Below are 13,945 nucleotides of genomic sequence, written 5' to 3'. Positions count from 1 at the left end.
GGTCAGAAGTAGGTGAGGAAGAAGGAGTTGAGCGGCGCCGGCAGCAGCTCGTAGATCGCGCCGCCGGGGATCTTGGCGGCAAGCGCCGTGCGGAAGAACAGCACCACGCCAAGCCCGAAGCCAGCCGCCGACACCAGGGCAAAGCGGCCGCGATAGCCGCAGCGCCAGGTGAGGCTGACGCAGAAGATCAGCGTGGCCGGCAGATAGCCCAGATACGGAACGCTGAAGACATAGGCGAGATACCAGGCCACGAACTCCAGCGAGCGCACCCACACGAGCGCCTCCGCCCAGCGCCCCGGCGTGCGCCGGACCCGCCGGGTGGCGAGGAGATGCAGGGCACCGAACAGGACCATGCCGGCCAGCCCGATGAAGGGCCAGGTGCGCGGCTGCGCGGCGAGCCCCTTGCCGGGCAGCCACTGGGTCTGCCAGCCAATCTGGGCCAGCAGCAGCACCGACAGGCCGAGAAACAGCATGGCGAAGAGAAGTTCGCCCGGCCGCCGGGCAGTGGGGAAGACATGGGGGGTCGGTGTGTCCGGCTGCATGGACGGGCCTGCCTGATCAAAGCGCAACGGAAGAACGACCGGCGCGACACCCCGCGCCGGCCGGGGGGCTCACTGGCCGAGCAGCGTGTTCACGCGGGAGACGACGGCCTTGTCAGCCTCGATCTGCGCCCCCGAGGCAGCCGCATCCTTCCAGTAGAGGATGGCGCCGGTATCGGCAGACAGCTTGCGGGCCCGCTCCGACACCATGGTCTCCTTCGCCACGGCGGCGAGCTTGTCCTTCACGTCCTGCGGCGTTCCCTTCGGCACGAACAGCCCGTTCCAGAGCGACAGTTTCAGCTCGGGCGCGACGGACGACAGCTGCGGCGCATCCGGGATCACGGGGATCGGGCTGTCGGTGATCGTCGCCAGGATCTGCACCTTGTCGAGGCAGGGGAGCAGCTGCTGCATCGTGGTGGTCACGACGTCGAAATCGCCCGAGGCGAGCGTGTTACAGTCCAGCGCGTCATTGGCGGCTTCCGCGCCCCACTCGAAGCCCATCACCTTGGCCGCCGCCAGCGTCGCCTGGGTCGGCAGCAGGAAGGCGCCGAAATGGCCGAGCGCGACGCCGTCGCCCGTGTCCTTCACGTGTTTGGCAAGCTCGGCCATCGTGTCGTAGGGCGCATCCTTCAGGGTGGCGATCACGAAGGGATAGGTCAGGAAGATGCCGACCGGCTCGAACGGATTGGGGTTGAGCGCCGGAATGCCGACTTCGGGCCCGATGACCGGAATGTCCACGACGAAGGAGCCGACCGTGTAGCCGTCCGCCTTGCTGCCGGCCACATCGACCGCCCCGGGGAAGGGGCCGCCGTCACTCGGCTTGTTGATGACAGCGGCGGCGACGCCGTACTTCGCCTGGAAGTCTTCCGCGATCATGCGCGTCAGCACGTCTTCCAGATCGCCCGGAGGAAAGGGCACGACGAAACTGACCGGCTTTTCAGGGTACTCGGCACCTGCCGGCCCGGCGGCAATGAGGGGGCTCGAACATGTCACTGCCGCGGCCAGCGCGGCAAGAAGCGCCTTCTGCATGGATCTGTCCTCGTTTGCTGTTCCCGTGGCCATTCGGCCTTATCGGTTCATTATTTGAACCTGCATTTCAAATATAGACTTGCAAACGAATCCGGCTGCTGTCAAGTTAATTGCGATGTTATTGATCTCGGGAGGATCACGGTGAGCACGGTCGGCAAGGCGCTGTCGCTCCTCAATCTGGTCGCCTCGCTCAGCGAGGACACGGGCCTGTCGGACATTGCCCGGCTGGCCGGCCTGGACAAGGCGACCGCGCGCCGGCTCCTGGTCGACCTGGAGGCGCATGGCTTCATCGAACAGGACAAGGCCAGCAAGCGCTACCGCATCGGCGCCGCCCCGGTGCGCCTTGCCCGGATTCGCGAGGCGCGGTTCCCGTTCCTGCGCACCGCGATCCCTGTGGTGAAGGCGCTCAACGAGGAAACGGAGGAAACCTGCCACCTCAGCGAGTTCTCCGGCCACGAGCTGTGGACCGTGCATGTGGAGACGTCGCCCCGCGCCAACCGCGTCATCGTCGATGTCGGCTCCTGCTATCCGCTGCATGCAACGGCGTCGGGCCTTGCCCTGCTGGCATTCCTGCCCGAGGAAAGCCGCGAGGCGTTTCTGGCGCAGCCGCTGAAGGCCTTCACGTCGCACACCGTCACCGATCCCGACGCCCTGCGCGCCCGCATCGCGGAAACCCGCGCCCGCGGTGCCTCGGTCAGCCGCAACGGCCTCGAGCCGGGCGTGATCAGCACGGCCGCACCGATCCTGTCGCCCGACGGCTTGCCGGTCGGAACGATTTCCATCGCCGCGCCGGAAGTGCGTGTCGATGACGCGCGCCTCGCCGCCCTGAGCGCGGCGGCGCAGGCAGCCGCCAGCCGGCTGGCTGCCGCCCTGTACGGACTGGACATCCGCCAAAAAAGATAACCAGAGGGACCTTGAACCATGACCAGAGGCGAGCGAGCGCCCGCGATCCTGCTTGTCGGAACCGGCGACACCAAGGCCGACGAACTGACCTACATGGCCGAGAAGATCCAGGAGGCCGGGGGACGCCCGGTCATGATGGACGTCAGTGTCCTCGGCAACCCGCCCTACATTCCCGAGCATGACAAGCATGCGGTCGCCGCCGCGGCGGGAACCACGATCGAGGCCATCGCCGACAGCGGCGACGAGAACACCGCCATGGCCGCCATGGCGCTCGGCGCCTCCACCCTCGCCCGGCAGTTGCACGACAGGGGCGAGGTCGACGGCGCGCTCATCCTCGGCGGCACGATGGGCACCGATCTGGCGCTGGACGTGGCGCTCGCCCTGCCGCTCGGCGTGCCGAAGTTCGTCGTCTCGACGATTTCCTATTCCCACCTGGTGCCGCCGGAGCGGGTGGCGGCCGACCTGATGATGATCCTGTGGGCCGGCGGGCTCTATGGCCTCAACGAGACCTGCCGCGCCGTGCTGTCACAGGCCTGCGGCGCTGTCGTGGGCGCGGCCCGCAGCGCCCAGCCGCCGCGCCGGTCGCGCCCGGTGGTCGCCATGTCCTCGCTTGGCAAGAGCTGCCTGTCCTACATGGTCCGGCTGCGCCCGGAGCTGGAGAAACGCGGCTACGAGGTCGTGGTCTTCCACACCACCGGCATGGGCGGCCGCGCGCTTGAGGCCCTCGCCGCGCAGAAGCGCTTTGCCGCCGTGCTCGATTTCAGCCTGCAGGAGGTGGCCAATCACCTCAACGGCTCCGTCGTGACCTCCGGCGCCGACCGGCTGGAAAGCGCCGGCCTTGCCGGCATTCCGCAGATCGTTGCCCCCGGCGCCATCGACATGGTCGACTTCCCCACCTGGCAACCCGTTCCGGCCCAGTTCGCCGACCGCCCCTACCACGCCCACAACCGCCTGCTGGCCTCCGTCACCACCGGCCCCGAGGGTCGGCGCGAGGTGGCCCGCGAGATCGGCCGCAAGCTGGCAACGGCAACCGGTCCGGTCGCAATCCTGCTGCCGACAGGCGGCATCCAGCAATGGGACCAGGAGGGCGAGCCGCTGCACGACCCCGAGAGCCTTGCCGCGTTCCTTGACGAGATGCGCCGGATGGTTCCCGCCAATGCCGAGCTGGTCGAGATCGACGGACACATCAACAGCGCCGCCTTCTCCGACTCCGCCCTCGCCCTGTTCGACCGCTGGGTCGCGGCCGGCCTCATCGAACCGGGCGCCCCGGCAGCAGAGGGAGCGGCTGCATGACGGCCCAGGCTCTTGTCCTCGACTTCGGCGGCGTGGTGACGCGGACGCTGTTCGAGACCCATGACCTGACCGAGGCAGCGCTTGGCCTTGCGCCTGGCACGCTGACCTGGCGCGGACCGTTTGCGCCCGCCGAGGGACCTGAGACAGATGCGCTGTGGCAGGCGATGCAGCGCGACGAGATCTCCGAACGCGACTACTGGATGACGCGCACCCGCGAGACCGGGGCCTTGCTGGGCGAGACCTGGACGAAGATGGAAACCTTCGTCCAGCGCGCCCGGGGGGCTGATCCCGAAGCCGTCATGCGGCCGGAGGCGCTGACGTCCATTGCCCTTGCCAAGGCCGCCGGCAAGCGGCTCGCCATCCTGTCGAACGAGCTGGATCTCTTCTACGGCGCGGACTTCCGGCAGAAGCTGCCGTTCCTCGCCGACTTCGAGGTCATCGTCGACGCGACCTACAGCGGCATCCTGAAGCCCGATCCCCGCGCCTATGCCGCCATCACGGAGGCGCTGCAGCTGCCGGCCGGTGCCTGTGTCTTCGTCGACGACCAGCTTCGCAACATCCGCGGCGGCGAGGCGGCGGGCATGATCTGCGTGCACTTCGATGTCACCCGCCCGGGCCAGTCCTACGCCGAGGCGCTCCGCCACCTCGGCCTTCCCTCCCCCTTCTGATCCTCCAAGAGGAGTGCGCCATGCGCGACATGAACTTCCTGACGGAAAACAACGCCCGGCCGATCTGGCATCCCATGGCCCATCCGGCCGAGATGCAGGCCAGCCCGCCCCGCGTCATCATGAAGGGCGACGGCGTCACCGTGACCGACATCGACGGCAAGTCGGTGCTGGATGCGGTCGGCGGCCTGTGGAACGTCAACCTCGGCTATTCCAGCGATCCGGTGAAGGAGGCAATCGCCCGGCAGCTGGCAGAGCTGCCCTATTACTCCGGCTTCCGCGGCACCTCGACCGGCCCCTCGATCGAGCTGGCCTACGAGCTGGCGGAGTTCTTCGCCCCCGAAGGCATGGTGCGCAGCTTCTTCACCTCCGGTGGCTCGGATTCGGTGGAATCCGCGCTGCGTCTTGCCCGCCAGTACTGGAAGATCAAGGGCGAGGCCGACCGGACCAAGTTCCTCGCGCTGAAGAAGGGCTACCACGGCACCCATTTCGGCGGGGCCTCCGTCAACGGCAACGCCAATTTCCGCCGCAACTACGAGCCGCTGCTGCCGGGCTGCTTCCACATCCCCGCCCCCTGGACCTATCGCAATCCCTTTGACGAGACCGATCCGGCGAAACTCGCCAGGCTCTGCATCCGCGCGCTGGAGGACGAGATCGCCTTCCAGGGCGGCGACACGATTGCCGCCTTCATCATGGAACCGGTGCTGGGGGCAGGCGGCGTCATCGTCCCGCACGAGACATTCATGCCGATGCTGCGCGAGGTGCTCGACCGGCATGGCATCCTGCTGATTGCCGACGAGGTGGTCACCGGCTTCGGCCGCACGGGGGCCTGGTCGGGCTCGCGCCTGTGGGGCGTGAAGCCGGACATGATGACCATCGCCAAGGCCATCACCTCCGGCTACTTCCCGCTGGGCGCCACCCTGATCAGCCAGAAGGTCGCCGACGTCTTCGAGGCCGACCGCACCTCCTTCGGCGCCATCGGCCACGGTTACACCTATTCGGGTCATCCGGTCGGCTGCGCGGCGGGGCTCGCCGCCCTTGCCGAGACGAAGCGCCTGAACCTCGCCGGCAATGCCGCCGCCCGGGGCGAGGAGCTGGCCGCCGTGCTGGCGGACCTCAAGGCCCGCTTCGATGTGGTGGGCGACGTGCGCAGCAAGGGGCTGATGGCCGCGCTCGAACTGGTCAGCGACCGCGCCAGCAAGAAGCCGGTCGACAAGAAGGTGATGGCCGCCGTTGCCGACGGAGCCTACGAGGCGGGGATCATGATCCGCGTGTCGGGCAACAACATCATCCTGTCGCCCCCGCTGGTGATCACCTCTGCCGATGTCGCCACGATTGCGGACGGTCTGGCGGCGGGTCTCGCCCGCGCCTGACCGGCGCCGGCGTTGCCCCGGCGGCTGCGCCCGGTCAGGGGCGCGGCCAGTCAGGCTGCGATCAGTCAGGCTGCGGCAGGTCGGGTGCGGCCGCTGAGGGGCGTGGCCGGCGGGAGGGTCAGTCCTCGAAATCGCCGAACCGGTCCTGCAGGGCCGTGAGCCGGTCCACCCGCGCATTGACGCTGTCGCCCAGCGCCACGATCAGGTTGGCGACCAGCAGGTCAAAGACCGCGACCATGGTCACCGCACCGTCCCAGAGCGGACCGCGTGCACCGGGCATGATGATCGGGATGTCGGCGCATTCGTCGGCAAAGGTGCAGGCATCGTCCGAGATCAGCACGACCTTCACCCCCGCCTCCCGGGCGGCGCGGGCCAGCGGCTGGGCCTTGGACGCGAAGCGGCGCACATCCGCGAGAATGAGCAGCCGGTTGTCCACGCTGCCGTCGAGAAGCTCGGCATAGGTGCCGTTGAGGCCATCGACGAACTGCACGCGCGGCCGGGCGTAGGACAGTTGTGCGGCGAAATACTGCGCCACCCCGCGCACGTTCTGGTAGGCGGCGACATAGACTTCCTCGGCCGCGACGATCGCCTCGATCGCCTGCTGCCATTCGGGCGCGGTGGTGATGTCATACATGCGCGACAGGTTGTCGACCTGCTGCTGGATGAGCTGCGCCAGCAGGCGGCCCTCGCGCGCGTCCTCCTTCAGCCGGTCAAAGCCGCCGCGCACGTCCCAGGCCGTCCGCGCCGAGCCTTCCCTGAGGTCCTGCTTCAGGTCCTCAAGCCCGCTGTAGCCCAGCCGCCGCAGGAAGCGGCCGACGGTCATCTGACTGACGCCGACCCGTTCGGCGATGGACTTGGCCGTCTCGAACGGAACCTCGGCCAGGTTCCGCTCCATGTAGTTGGCGATGAGAATGTCGGATTTCGTCTGCCGCGCCTCGGGCGATCGCAGACGGGTCAGGACGACCGGCGTCATGGCCCCCTCCCGGTGCCTGTGTCGTGATGGGGCTGCGGCAGCAGGCCGCCGCAGCCCCGGTTTCCGTTATGGCGGAAGTTTATTGCGCCGTCTTCACCTGCGTCCAGACCCGGTCCATCTTGCGCAGGTCGGCGCCCAGATCCTCGAAGATCTGCAGCTTCGCCATGACGTCTGCCGGCGGATTGATTTCCTCGGAATTCTTGATGTTGTCGGGGGTCAGGGCGCGGGCGGGCACGTTCGCGGTGCCGTTGGTCTGCTGCGCGATGTTGAGCGCCACGATCTCGGGCTTGGTGTAGAACTGCAGGAAGCGCAGGGCGTTCTCCTTGTTGGGCGCCCCCTTCAGCACGCAGATGTTTTCCTGGTACATCGTCGCGCCTTCCTCCGGGATCACGTAGCCGAGCTTTTCCGGGGCCCCGAACACGTCGACCATGGCGCCGACGAAGAAATGGCCCGCAGCCACGTCGCCGGCCTGGACCATCGGCCGGGCATCATAGGTGAAGGCGGCGACATGCGGCTTCATCGCGATCATCGTGTCGGCGGCCAGCTTCAGGTCCGCGGCATCGGTGGAGTTGACCGACTTGCCGTTGAGGATGAGACCGACGCCCAGAACCTCGCGCATGTCGTCGAGCAGCGTGAACTTGAGATCCTTGGCGCTGACCGTCGCAACGAGATCCTTCCAGCCGGTGATGTCCTTGCCGAGAACCTCGCGGTTGTACACGATGCCGACACTGCCCCAGGCATAGGGCAGGCAGTACTCGCCCTTCGGATCGGATTTCGCCCGCAGGAACTGCGGGTCGATGTGCTTGAAACCCTCATAGGTGTTGATGTTGGTCTTCTCGAGCAGGTCGAGCTTGGCCATGATGTCCTGCATGTGCACGGACGGGAAGACGATGTCGTAATTCGTCCCGCCGGCCTGGACCTTGGCCAGCATTTCCTCGTTGGACCCGTAGGTGTCGAGATTGACCTTGATGCCCGTCTCGGCCTCGAAGGCCTTCAGCACTTCCGGATTGATGTACTCCCCCCAGTTGTAGAGGTTGAGCACCCCGGCAGCGGCGGCGCCCGTCGCTCCCTGCACCACCAGCGCAAGACCGATGGCGGCTCCGGCAAGGATGCGGCTCTTCACGCTTCTCATGACAAACTCCCCTGTTGGCTGTCTGCGACACGCAGGTTGCGTCACGGCTGTCCCGCCCCTGTTCCCCGTCGGGCGGCTGGCACCTTTGCGGCACTCGCTGGATTGACATCCGCACCAGAACGATATCATGATAACCAAAATAGTGAACAGGTATCTTGATAACAAAAAGCCTGTTCCGGGGAACATCAGTGGCGGAGTCCGAAGCATGGACCAGAGCAGCGTCAGACTTGACGGGGCACGGAAGAGTTTTGCCTCACCGGAAGGGGGCATGGTCACGGCTCTCGACGGCATCGACCTCAGTGTCCGGCCCAGCGAATTCCTGACGCTTCTTGGTCCCTCGGGCTGCGGCAAGACCACGCTGCTGCATGCCATCTCCGGCTTCGTGGAGCTGGATGGCGGGCGCATCTTCATCGACGGCGAGGACATGACGCAGAGGCCGCCCAACAGGCGGCCGGTGAACACCGTGTTCCAGAGCTATGCCCTGTTCCCGCACATGAGCGTGGGCGACAATGTCGGCTATGCCCTCGACATTGCCCGGGTGGCACGGGCCGAGCGCGACAGCCGGGTGGCCGCGGCGCTGGAGATGGTCGGCCTCGGCGGGCTGGAAAAGCGCCTGCCGCGCCAGCTGTCCGGCGGCCAGCAGCAGCGCGTCGCCCTTGCACGGGCCATTGTCGCCCGGCCGAAGCTGCTGCTGCTCGACGAGCCCCTGTCGGCGCTGGACCGCAAGTTGCGCCAGGCCATGCAGATCGAGCTGAAGACGCTGCAGCACGAGCTGGGCATCGCCTTCGTGTTCGTGACGCATGACCAGGAGGAGGCGCTGACCATGTCGGACCGGATCGCGGTGCTGAATGGCGGCCGCATCCAGCAGCTGGCAACGCCGGGCGAGGTCTACAACAGCCCGTCGAACGGCTTTGTCGCCTCCTTCATCGGGGCCAGCAACCTCTTCACCGGGATGGCGGAGGCCCGGGGCCAGGGCACGGTGCTGACGACCACGGCCGGCCTGACGATCGAGGCCCGCATGCCCAGCCCGGTCACGGCCGCAGGCTCCGGTGCGGTCACCGCGCTGATCCGGCCGGAACAGTTCTCGCTCACCGCGCCCGGCGCGCATGACGCGCTCGCAACGCTGGAGGTCTCGGTCGATCAGGTGGTCTTCATGGGCATGCTGTTCGAGATCCACGGCCACACGCCGGACGGCCAGAAGGTGGTCGCCGCCCTGCCGGCCTCGCAGCAGGCGCGCATCGCGGAGGCGGAAAGCCGGCGCAGCGCCCTGCTCGGCTACGATCCGGCCTCGGTGCATCTCTTCCCGGCCGTCAGCGAGGCCGCATGAGCACGCTGCGCTCCCGCAAGCGGCAGCAACTTGCGCTGCTGCTCGGCCCGGTCACCCTGTTTCTCGGGGTGTTCCTGCTGCTCCCGCTGGCGATCATGGTCGTCTACAGCTTCCTCATGCCCGGCCTCTACGGCGGGGTGGAATGGAGCTACTACCCGCACAATTACGGCCGGATCCTCGGCTTCGCCGATCCGGAATTCGAGGTCTTCGACCCGGTCTACCTGTCGATCTTTGCCCGCTCGGTGAAGATCGCGCTGATCACCGTGGCCCTGACGCTGCTGGTCTGCTACCCGGCCGCGTTCCAGATCGCCGCCCTGCCGGACCGCTGGAAGAACTTTGCCCTGTTCCTGATCACGCTGCCGTTCTTCGCCAGCCTGATCGTGCGGCTGTTCATCTGGGTGCTGATCCTGCGGCCGACCGGCTTCATCAACCTGACACTGGAAGAGCTGGGCCTGATCGATGCGCCGCTGGACCTGCTCTACACGGAAGGCGCGGTGATCCTGGGGATGGTCTACATCTACATCCCCTTCATGTTCCTGCCGCTCTATGCCAGCGTCGAGAAGCTCGACTGGACCCTGATCCGCGCCTCGCAGGATCTGGGTGCCGGCCCCTTCGACACGTTCCGCCGCATCATCCTGCCGCTCACCCTGCCGGGGATCGCCGGCGGCTGCATCATCGTCTTCATCCCGGCACTCGGCAACTTCATCGTGCCGGCGGTGCTCGGCGGTGCCAAGTCGATGATGCTCGGCAACCTGATCGAGCAGCAGTTCCTGGCCGCCCGCAACTGGCCCTTCGGCTCGGCGCTGGCCATGCTGGTGATGGCCGTCGTGCTGCTGCTGCTCTACTTCGCCATCCGTCAGGAGCGGGCCGACCCGGCCGGTTCCGGTCGCGCCTGAGGGAGACGCGCCATGTTCAGACACCTCGGCATGAAAGCGCTCCTGGCCTTCACGCTGCTGTTCTTCGCCTTCATCTACGTGCCGATCGCCCTGATCGTCGTCTATTCGTTCAACGCCGATCCGGTGAACATGATGCGCTGGTCGGGCTTCACGCTCGACTGGTACCGCCAGATCTTCGGGCTGCGCAACGCGGCCTCGGAGGCCGCGCTCTACATCGAGACGACGGAACAGCTGCTGGCGGCGGTCAAGAACAGCTTCATCGTCGCCTTCTCCACGACGGCCCTGTCGACAGTGCTCGGCACCAGCGCGGCGATGGCGCTCTACCGGCATCCCTTCGCCGGCCAGCGCTTCTACCGGGTCCTGCTGTTCGTGCCGATGCTGATGCCGGACATCGTGCTCGGCATCGCGCTGCTCATCTTCTTTGTCGGTGCCGGCGCCCAGCTCGGGCTCGGCACGATCATCACCGGCCAGACGACCTTCCTCACGTCCTATGTCTTCATCGTCGTTTCGGCACGCCTGGCCGGCATGGACCGCAGCCTCGAGCAGGCGTCGGCCGACCTCGGGGCCAGCGAATGGACCACTTTCCGGCGCATCCTGCTGCCCCAGCTGATGCCGGGCATCCTGGGCGGCGCGCTGCTGGCCTTCATCATCTCGATGGATGATCTGGTGATCACCTACTTCATCTCCGGCACGAACACCCAGACCTTGCCGATCTACATCTTCGGCATGCTGCGACGCGGCATAAAGCCGGAGGTCAACGCCCTCGCCGTGATGATGCTGGTGTTCTCCTTCGCCATCGCCTTCGCCGGGCTCTACCTGCGCAACCGCAAGCGCTGAACCACAAAGACGTTCCAAGGGAAACGCCCATGACCCATTCCGCGTCCCCCGCGCTCCGCAGCCCCCGCGCCCGCGACCTCGGCCTCGACCTGCCCGGCACGCCCGGCCCGTTCAACGCCATCACCGATGTGCCGGGCGTCGCGGTCGGCTACCGCACCGTGATCGAGGATGCCCCGCGCCCCGGGCGCAACCGGCCGGTGCGCAGCGGCGTGACCGCGATCCTGCCCCGCCCGCGCGAGGCCGATCCGTCCCCGGTCTATGCCGGCATCCACCGCTTCAACGGCAACGGCGAGATGACCGGCAGCCACTGGATCGAGGACGGCGGGTTCTTCGTCGGGCCGGTGCTGATCACCAACACCCATGCGGTCGGCGCCTGCCATCAGGCGGCGATCCGCTGGATGCTGGACAGCCATCCCGAGACCTACACCGCGGGCGACCATCTCTGGCTGATGCCTGTCGTCGCCGAGACCTATGACGGCGTGCTGAACGACATCAACGGCCTGCCGCTGACCGAGGCCGACGCCCGCGCCGCCCTCGACGCGGCCCGGCCGGGCCCCATCGCCGAGGGCAATGTCGGCGGCGGCACCGGCATGATCGCCTACCGCTTCAAGGGCGGCACCGGCACCGCGTCGCGGCGGATCAGCTTTGACGGCACCGACTTCACCGTCGGCGTGCTGGTGCAGGCGAACCACGGCATCCGCGAGTGGTTCTCCCCGCTCGGCGTGCCCGTCGGACGTCACATGCCGATGGCAGACAGCGACGGCCCGGAAGACCACGAGCGCGGCTCGATCATCATCATCATCGCCACCGACCTGCCGCTCGCTCCGCATCAGCTGAAGCGTCTGGCCCGGCGCGGAGCGCTCGGCATCGCGCGCGGCGGCACCGCCGGCGGCAATTCGTCGGGCGACATCTTCCTTGCCTTTTCCACGGCCAATGCCCGGCCGCTGCCGCACAAGGCCCCGGCCCGCTACGCGCTGGAGATGGTGAACGACGACCTGCTCGATCCAGTCTATCAGGCGGCCGTGGAGGGCGTGGAGGAGGCCGTGCTCAACTGCATGATCGCTGCCCGCGACCTCGGCGGCACGGCGCATGACGTGGCGCTGGTGAAGGCCATCGACCACGGCGCCCTGGTCGAGGTCATGCGCCGCCACGGCCGGGTGAAGGACTGAGGTCGGGCGCGGCCGGGATCCAGACCGACGCATCCCCCGACGCGGCCAGCGCGACGGATTTCAGCACCACGTGGCAAGGTTCGCCCGGCACCAGGCCCAGCGCAAGGGCGGACCGTTCCGTGAGCGCCGCCAGGAGCCGGTCGGGCCCAAGCCGCACCTGCACCAGCACGCGACCCGGGCCGGCGGGCTCCAGCGCCAGCACCTCGGCCGGCAGGATGTTGAGCGCGGACAGGCCGACGGGCGCGGTCCGCGACAGGATCACGTCCTCGGCCGAAACGCGCAGGCGCACGGGCGCCCCAGCAGCGGCAGGCACATGCGGCAACAGCAGGGATCCGGCGGGAATGCCGACTTCGGTCAGGCCGTCCGCCGTGTGTGTCCTGACGACGCCCTCGAGCAGCGCGCCGGCTCCGGCCGGCCCCAGCGACCCGGCTGCCCCCGGATCGGACAGCACCATCGCGGCAGGCCCGGCACGCAGCACCCGTCCGGCCTCCAGCACGACCACATGCGAGGCCAGCCGCAGGACTTCGGCCAGCGAATGGCTGACATAGAGGATCGGCACCGCACTGTCGCGGGCAAGCTGGTCGAGATAGGGCAGGATTTCCGCCTTGCGGGCCTCGTCGAGCGCGGCGAGCGGTTCGTCCATCAGGAGAAGGCGCGGGCGCGCGAGCAGCGCCCGGCCGATCGCCACGCGCTGCTTCTCCCCCCCGGAGAGATCCGCGGGCGCCCGGTCCAGCAAGGCCCCGATCCCGAGAAGGTCCACCACCCGCGCCAGACCGGTTGCCGCGCCCCCGCCGGTGAACCAGTGTCCGTAGAGCAGGTTCTGGCGCACCGTGAGATGGGGAAACAGCCGCCCTTCCTGGAACACGTAGCCGATGCGGCGGCGATGCACCGGCACCTCGACCTGCCGCGCGGTGTCGAGCAGGGGCGCCCCGGCAAGCAGGATCCGCCCCGCCTCCGGCCGCAACAGCCCGGCCACCGCCTGGACGACGCTGGTCTTGCCCGATCCCGACCGTCCGAACAGCGCGGTGACCCCGTCGCTGCCCGCGAAGGCGACATCGAGCGTGAACCCGGGAAAGCGATGGGTGAGGCGGACATCGAGCGTCATCGTCCGGAAATCCTCCGCGCCACACGCTGGGCCACCACCTCCGACAGGAGCAGCGCGGAAATCGACAGCACGAGGGAAACGAGGACAAGACGGAAAGCGGCTGCGTCTCCGCCAGGAACTTGCAAGAGCGTGTACACGGCCAGCGACATGGTTTGCGTTTCGCCGGGAATGCTGGACACAAAGGTGATGGTCGCGCCAAATTCCCCCATCGCCTTGGCAAGGGCGAGGACTGACCCGGCCAGAATGCCCGGCAGGATCAACGGCAATGTCACAGTCAGGAACACCCAGACCCGCGAGGCTCCAAGCGTGGCGGCTGCCTGTTCCAGCTTTGGATCCACGGCCTCAATGGACAGCCGGATGGCCCGGACCATCAGTGGGAAGGCCATCACCCCGGCAGCCAGGGCGGCTCCCGTCCAGCGAAAGGCGAAGACGACGCCGAAAGTGTCATAGAGAAACGAGCCCAGCGGCGCCCGGCGGCCAAAGGTGAGCAGAAGAAGATAGCCGGTCACGACGGGCGGCAGGATCAACGGCAGGTGCACAAGACCATTGAGCAGCTGGCGCCCCGGAAACCGACCGCGTGCCAGCGCCAGCGCAACACCGATGCCCAGCGGCAGACTGACCAGCGTGGCCCAGAACGCCACCCGGAGCGACAGCACCACGGCCTGCCATTCCTCTGCACTCAGCCAGTCCGGTTGCATGAGCCG

At 67.7% G+C, this 13,945-nt stretch carries 14 protein-coding genes; 8 read left to right on the top strand and 6 right to left on the bottom strand.

Translation table 11 applies throughout. The features are described from left to right. Positions 1-2 precede the first annotated feature (2 nt). Both GWI72_RS15080 and GWI72_RS15075 read right to left on the bottom strand, forming a co-directional pair. Positions 3-542 carry a tripartite tricarboxylate transporter TctB family protein gene (locus GWI72_RS15080; RefSeq protein WP_161709232.1) on the bottom strand — a complete coding sequence of 180 codons (540 nt, stop codon included), beginning with the start codon at positions 540-542 and terminating at the stop codon, positions 3-5. Positions 543-611: 69 nt separating this feature from the next. Then, the gene (locus GWI72_RS15075; RefSeq protein WP_161709231.1) at positions 612-1,568 is read right to left on the bottom strand and encodes a tripartite tricarboxylate transporter substrate-binding protein; all 957 of its coding nucleotides are present in this window, start codon (positions 1,566-1,568) and stop codon (positions 612-614) included. 141 nt (positions 1,569-1,709) lie between these two features. On the opposite strand from GWI72_RS15075, the gene GWI72_RS15070 reads away from it, so the two are divergent. Genes GWI72_RS15070 through GWI72_RS15055 form a run of 4 tightly spaced genes read left to right on the top strand, consistent with a single transcriptional unit; the run spans position 1,710 to position 5,802 of the window. After that, a complete protein-coding gene (locus GWI72_RS15070) occupies positions 1,710-2,471 on the top strand; it encodes an IclR family transcriptional regulator domain-containing protein (RefSeq protein ID WP_161677398.1) in 762 nt (253 codons plus the stop codon). Between the two features lie 18 nt (positions 2,472-2,489). Next, positions 2,490-3,764, top strand: a complete 1,275-nt coding sequence (locus GWI72_RS15065; RefSeq protein WP_161709230.1) for a Tm-1-like ATP-binding domain-containing protein — start codon at positions 2,490-2,492, stop codon at positions 3,762-3,764. Next, positions 3,761-4,432 (top strand): HAD family hydrolase, encoded by a 672-nt coding sequence (locus GWI72_RS15060; protein ID WP_161709229.1) that lies wholly within the window; start codon positions 3,761-3,763, stop codon positions 4,430-4,432. The genes GWI72_RS15065 and GWI72_RS15060 overlap by 4 nt, the downstream gene beginning before the upstream one ends. Positions 4,433-4,452: 20 nt before the next feature. Then, on the top strand, positions 4,453-5,802 hold the full coding sequence (locus GWI72_RS15055) for an aspartate aminotransferase family protein (protein WP_161709228.1): 1,350 nt from the start codon (positions 4,453-4,455) through the stop codon (positions 5,800-5,802). 118 nt (positions 5,803-5,920) lie between these two features. Here GWI72_RS15055 and GWI72_RS15050 read toward each other — a convergent pair whose 3' ends face one another. Further along, positions 5,921-6,775 (bottom strand): MurR/RpiR family transcriptional regulator, encoded by an 855-nt coding sequence (locus GWI72_RS15050; RefSeq protein WP_161677402.1) that lies wholly within the window; start codon positions 6,773-6,775, stop codon positions 5,921-5,923. 79 nt (positions 6,776-6,854) lie between these two features. Continuing rightward, on the bottom strand, positions 6,855-7,907 hold the full coding sequence (locus tag GWI72_RS15045; protein ID WP_161709227.1) for a polyamine ABC transporter substrate-binding protein: 1,053 nt from the start codon (positions 7,905-7,907) through the stop codon (positions 6,855-6,857). Positions 7,908-8,175: 268 nt separating this feature from the next. Here GWI72_RS15045 and GWI72_RS15040 point away from each other — a divergent pair, with 268 nt between their 5' ends. The 4 genes from GWI72_RS15040 to GWI72_RS15025 are packed head-to-tail and all read left to right on the top strand — an operon-like array spanning position 8,176 to position 12,136. Then, entirely contained in the window at positions 8,176-9,234 is a 1,059-nt protein-coding gene (locus GWI72_RS15040; protein ID WP_348272700.1) for an ABC transporter ATP-binding protein, read from the top strand. Continuing rightward, the gene (locus GWI72_RS15035) at positions 9,231-10,130 is read left to right on the top strand and encodes an ABC transporter permease (RefSeq protein ID WP_161677405.1); all 900 of its coding nucleotides are present in this window, start codon (positions 9,231-9,233) and stop codon (positions 10,128-10,130) included. Before GWI72_RS15040 ends, GWI72_RS15035 begins: the two co-directional genes overlap by 4 nt. A 12-nt stretch (positions 10,131-10,142) precedes the next feature. Further along, positions 10,143-10,967, top strand: a complete 825-nt coding sequence (locus tag GWI72_RS15030; protein WP_208995918.1) for an ABC transporter permease — start codon at positions 10,143-10,145, stop codon at positions 10,965-10,967. Positions 10,968-10,996: 29 nt separating this feature from the next. Then, a complete protein-coding gene (locus GWI72_RS15025) occupies positions 10,997-12,136 on the top strand; it encodes a DmpA family aminopeptidase (RefSeq protein WP_161709225.1) in 1,140 nt (379 codons plus the stop codon). On the opposite strand, the gene modC is transcribed toward GWI72_RS15025, so the two are convergent. Further along, the gene (modC, locus tag GWI72_RS15020; RefSeq protein WP_161709224.1) at positions 12,105-13,241 is read right to left on the bottom strand and encodes a molybdenum ABC transporter ATP-binding protein; all 1,137 of its coding nucleotides are present in this window, start codon (positions 13,239-13,241) and stop codon (positions 12,105-12,107) included. The two genes, GWI72_RS15025 and modC, sit on opposite strands and share 32 nt — an antisense overlap. Continuing rightward, positions 13,238-13,939 (bottom strand): molybdate ABC transporter permease subunit, encoded by a 702-nt coding sequence (gene modB, locus GWI72_RS15015; protein ID WP_161677408.1) that lies wholly within the window; start codon positions 13,937-13,939, stop codon positions 13,238-13,240. The genes modC and modB overlap by 4 nt, the downstream gene beginning before the upstream one ends. Positions 13,940-13,945 lie beyond the last annotated feature (6 nt).

Source organism: Pannonibacter sp. XCT-53, from assembly GCF_009915765.1.
Taxonomy (GTDB): domain Bacteria; phylum Pseudomonadota; class Alphaproteobacteria; order Rhizobiales; family Stappiaceae; genus Pannonibacter; species Pannonibacter tanglangensis.
This window is presented reverse-complemented; position numbering and strand designations above follow the sequence as displayed.

Excerpts from the sequence above, each read along its gene's own strand:
- GWI72_RS15060 (WP_161709229.1), top strand. The coding sequence starts at position 3,761 with ATGACGGCCCAGGCTCTTGTCCTCGACTTCGGCGGCGTGGTGACGCGG.
- GWI72_RS15025 (WP_161709225.1), top strand. The coding sequence starts at position 10,997 with ATGACCCATTCCGCGTCCCCCGCGCTCCGCAGCCCCCGCGCCCGCGAC.
- GWI72_RS15075 (WP_161709231.1), bottom strand. The coding sequence starts at position 1,568 with ATGCAGAAGGCGCTTCTTGCCGCGCTGGCCGCGGCAGTGACATGTTCG.
- modC (WP_161709224.1), bottom strand. The coding sequence starts at position 13,241 with ATGACGCTCGATGTCCGCCTCACCCATCGCTTTCCCGGGTTCACGCTC.
- modB (WP_161677408.1), bottom strand. The coding sequence starts at position 13,939 with ATGCAACCGGACTGGCTGAGTGCAGAGGAATGGCAGGCCGTGGTGCTG.
- GWI72_RS15040 (WP_348272700.1), top strand. The coding sequence starts at position 8,176 with ATGGTCACGGCTCTCGACGGCATCGACCTCAGTGTCCGGCCCAGCGAA.
- GWI72_RS15055 (WP_161709228.1), top strand. The coding sequence starts at position 4,453 with ATGCGCGACATGAACTTCCTGACGGAAAACAACGCCCGGCCGATCTGG.
- GWI72_RS15065 (WP_161709230.1), top strand. The coding sequence starts at position 2,490 with ATGACCAGAGGCGAGCGAGCGCCCGCGATCCTGCTTGTCGGAACCGGC.
- GWI72_RS15035 (WP_161677405.1), top strand. The coding sequence starts at position 9,231 with ATGAGCACGCTGCGCTCCCGCAAGCGGCAGCAACTTGCGCTGCTGCTC.
- GWI72_RS15050 (WP_161677402.1), bottom strand. The coding sequence starts at position 6,775 with ATGACGCCGGTCGTCCTGACCCGTCTGCGATCGCCCGAGGCGCGGCAG.
- GWI72_RS15045 (WP_161709227.1), bottom strand. The coding sequence starts at position 7,907 with ATGAGAAGCGTGAAGAGCCGCATCCTTGCCGGAGCCGCCATCGGTCTT.
- GWI72_RS15080 (WP_161709232.1), bottom strand. The coding sequence starts at position 542 with ATGCAGCCGGACACACCGACCCCCCATGTCTTCCCCACTGCCCGGCGG.
- GWI72_RS15030 (WP_208995918.1), top strand. The coding sequence starts at position 10,143 with ATGTTCAGACACCTCGGCATGAAAGCGCTCCTGGCCTTCACGCTGCTG.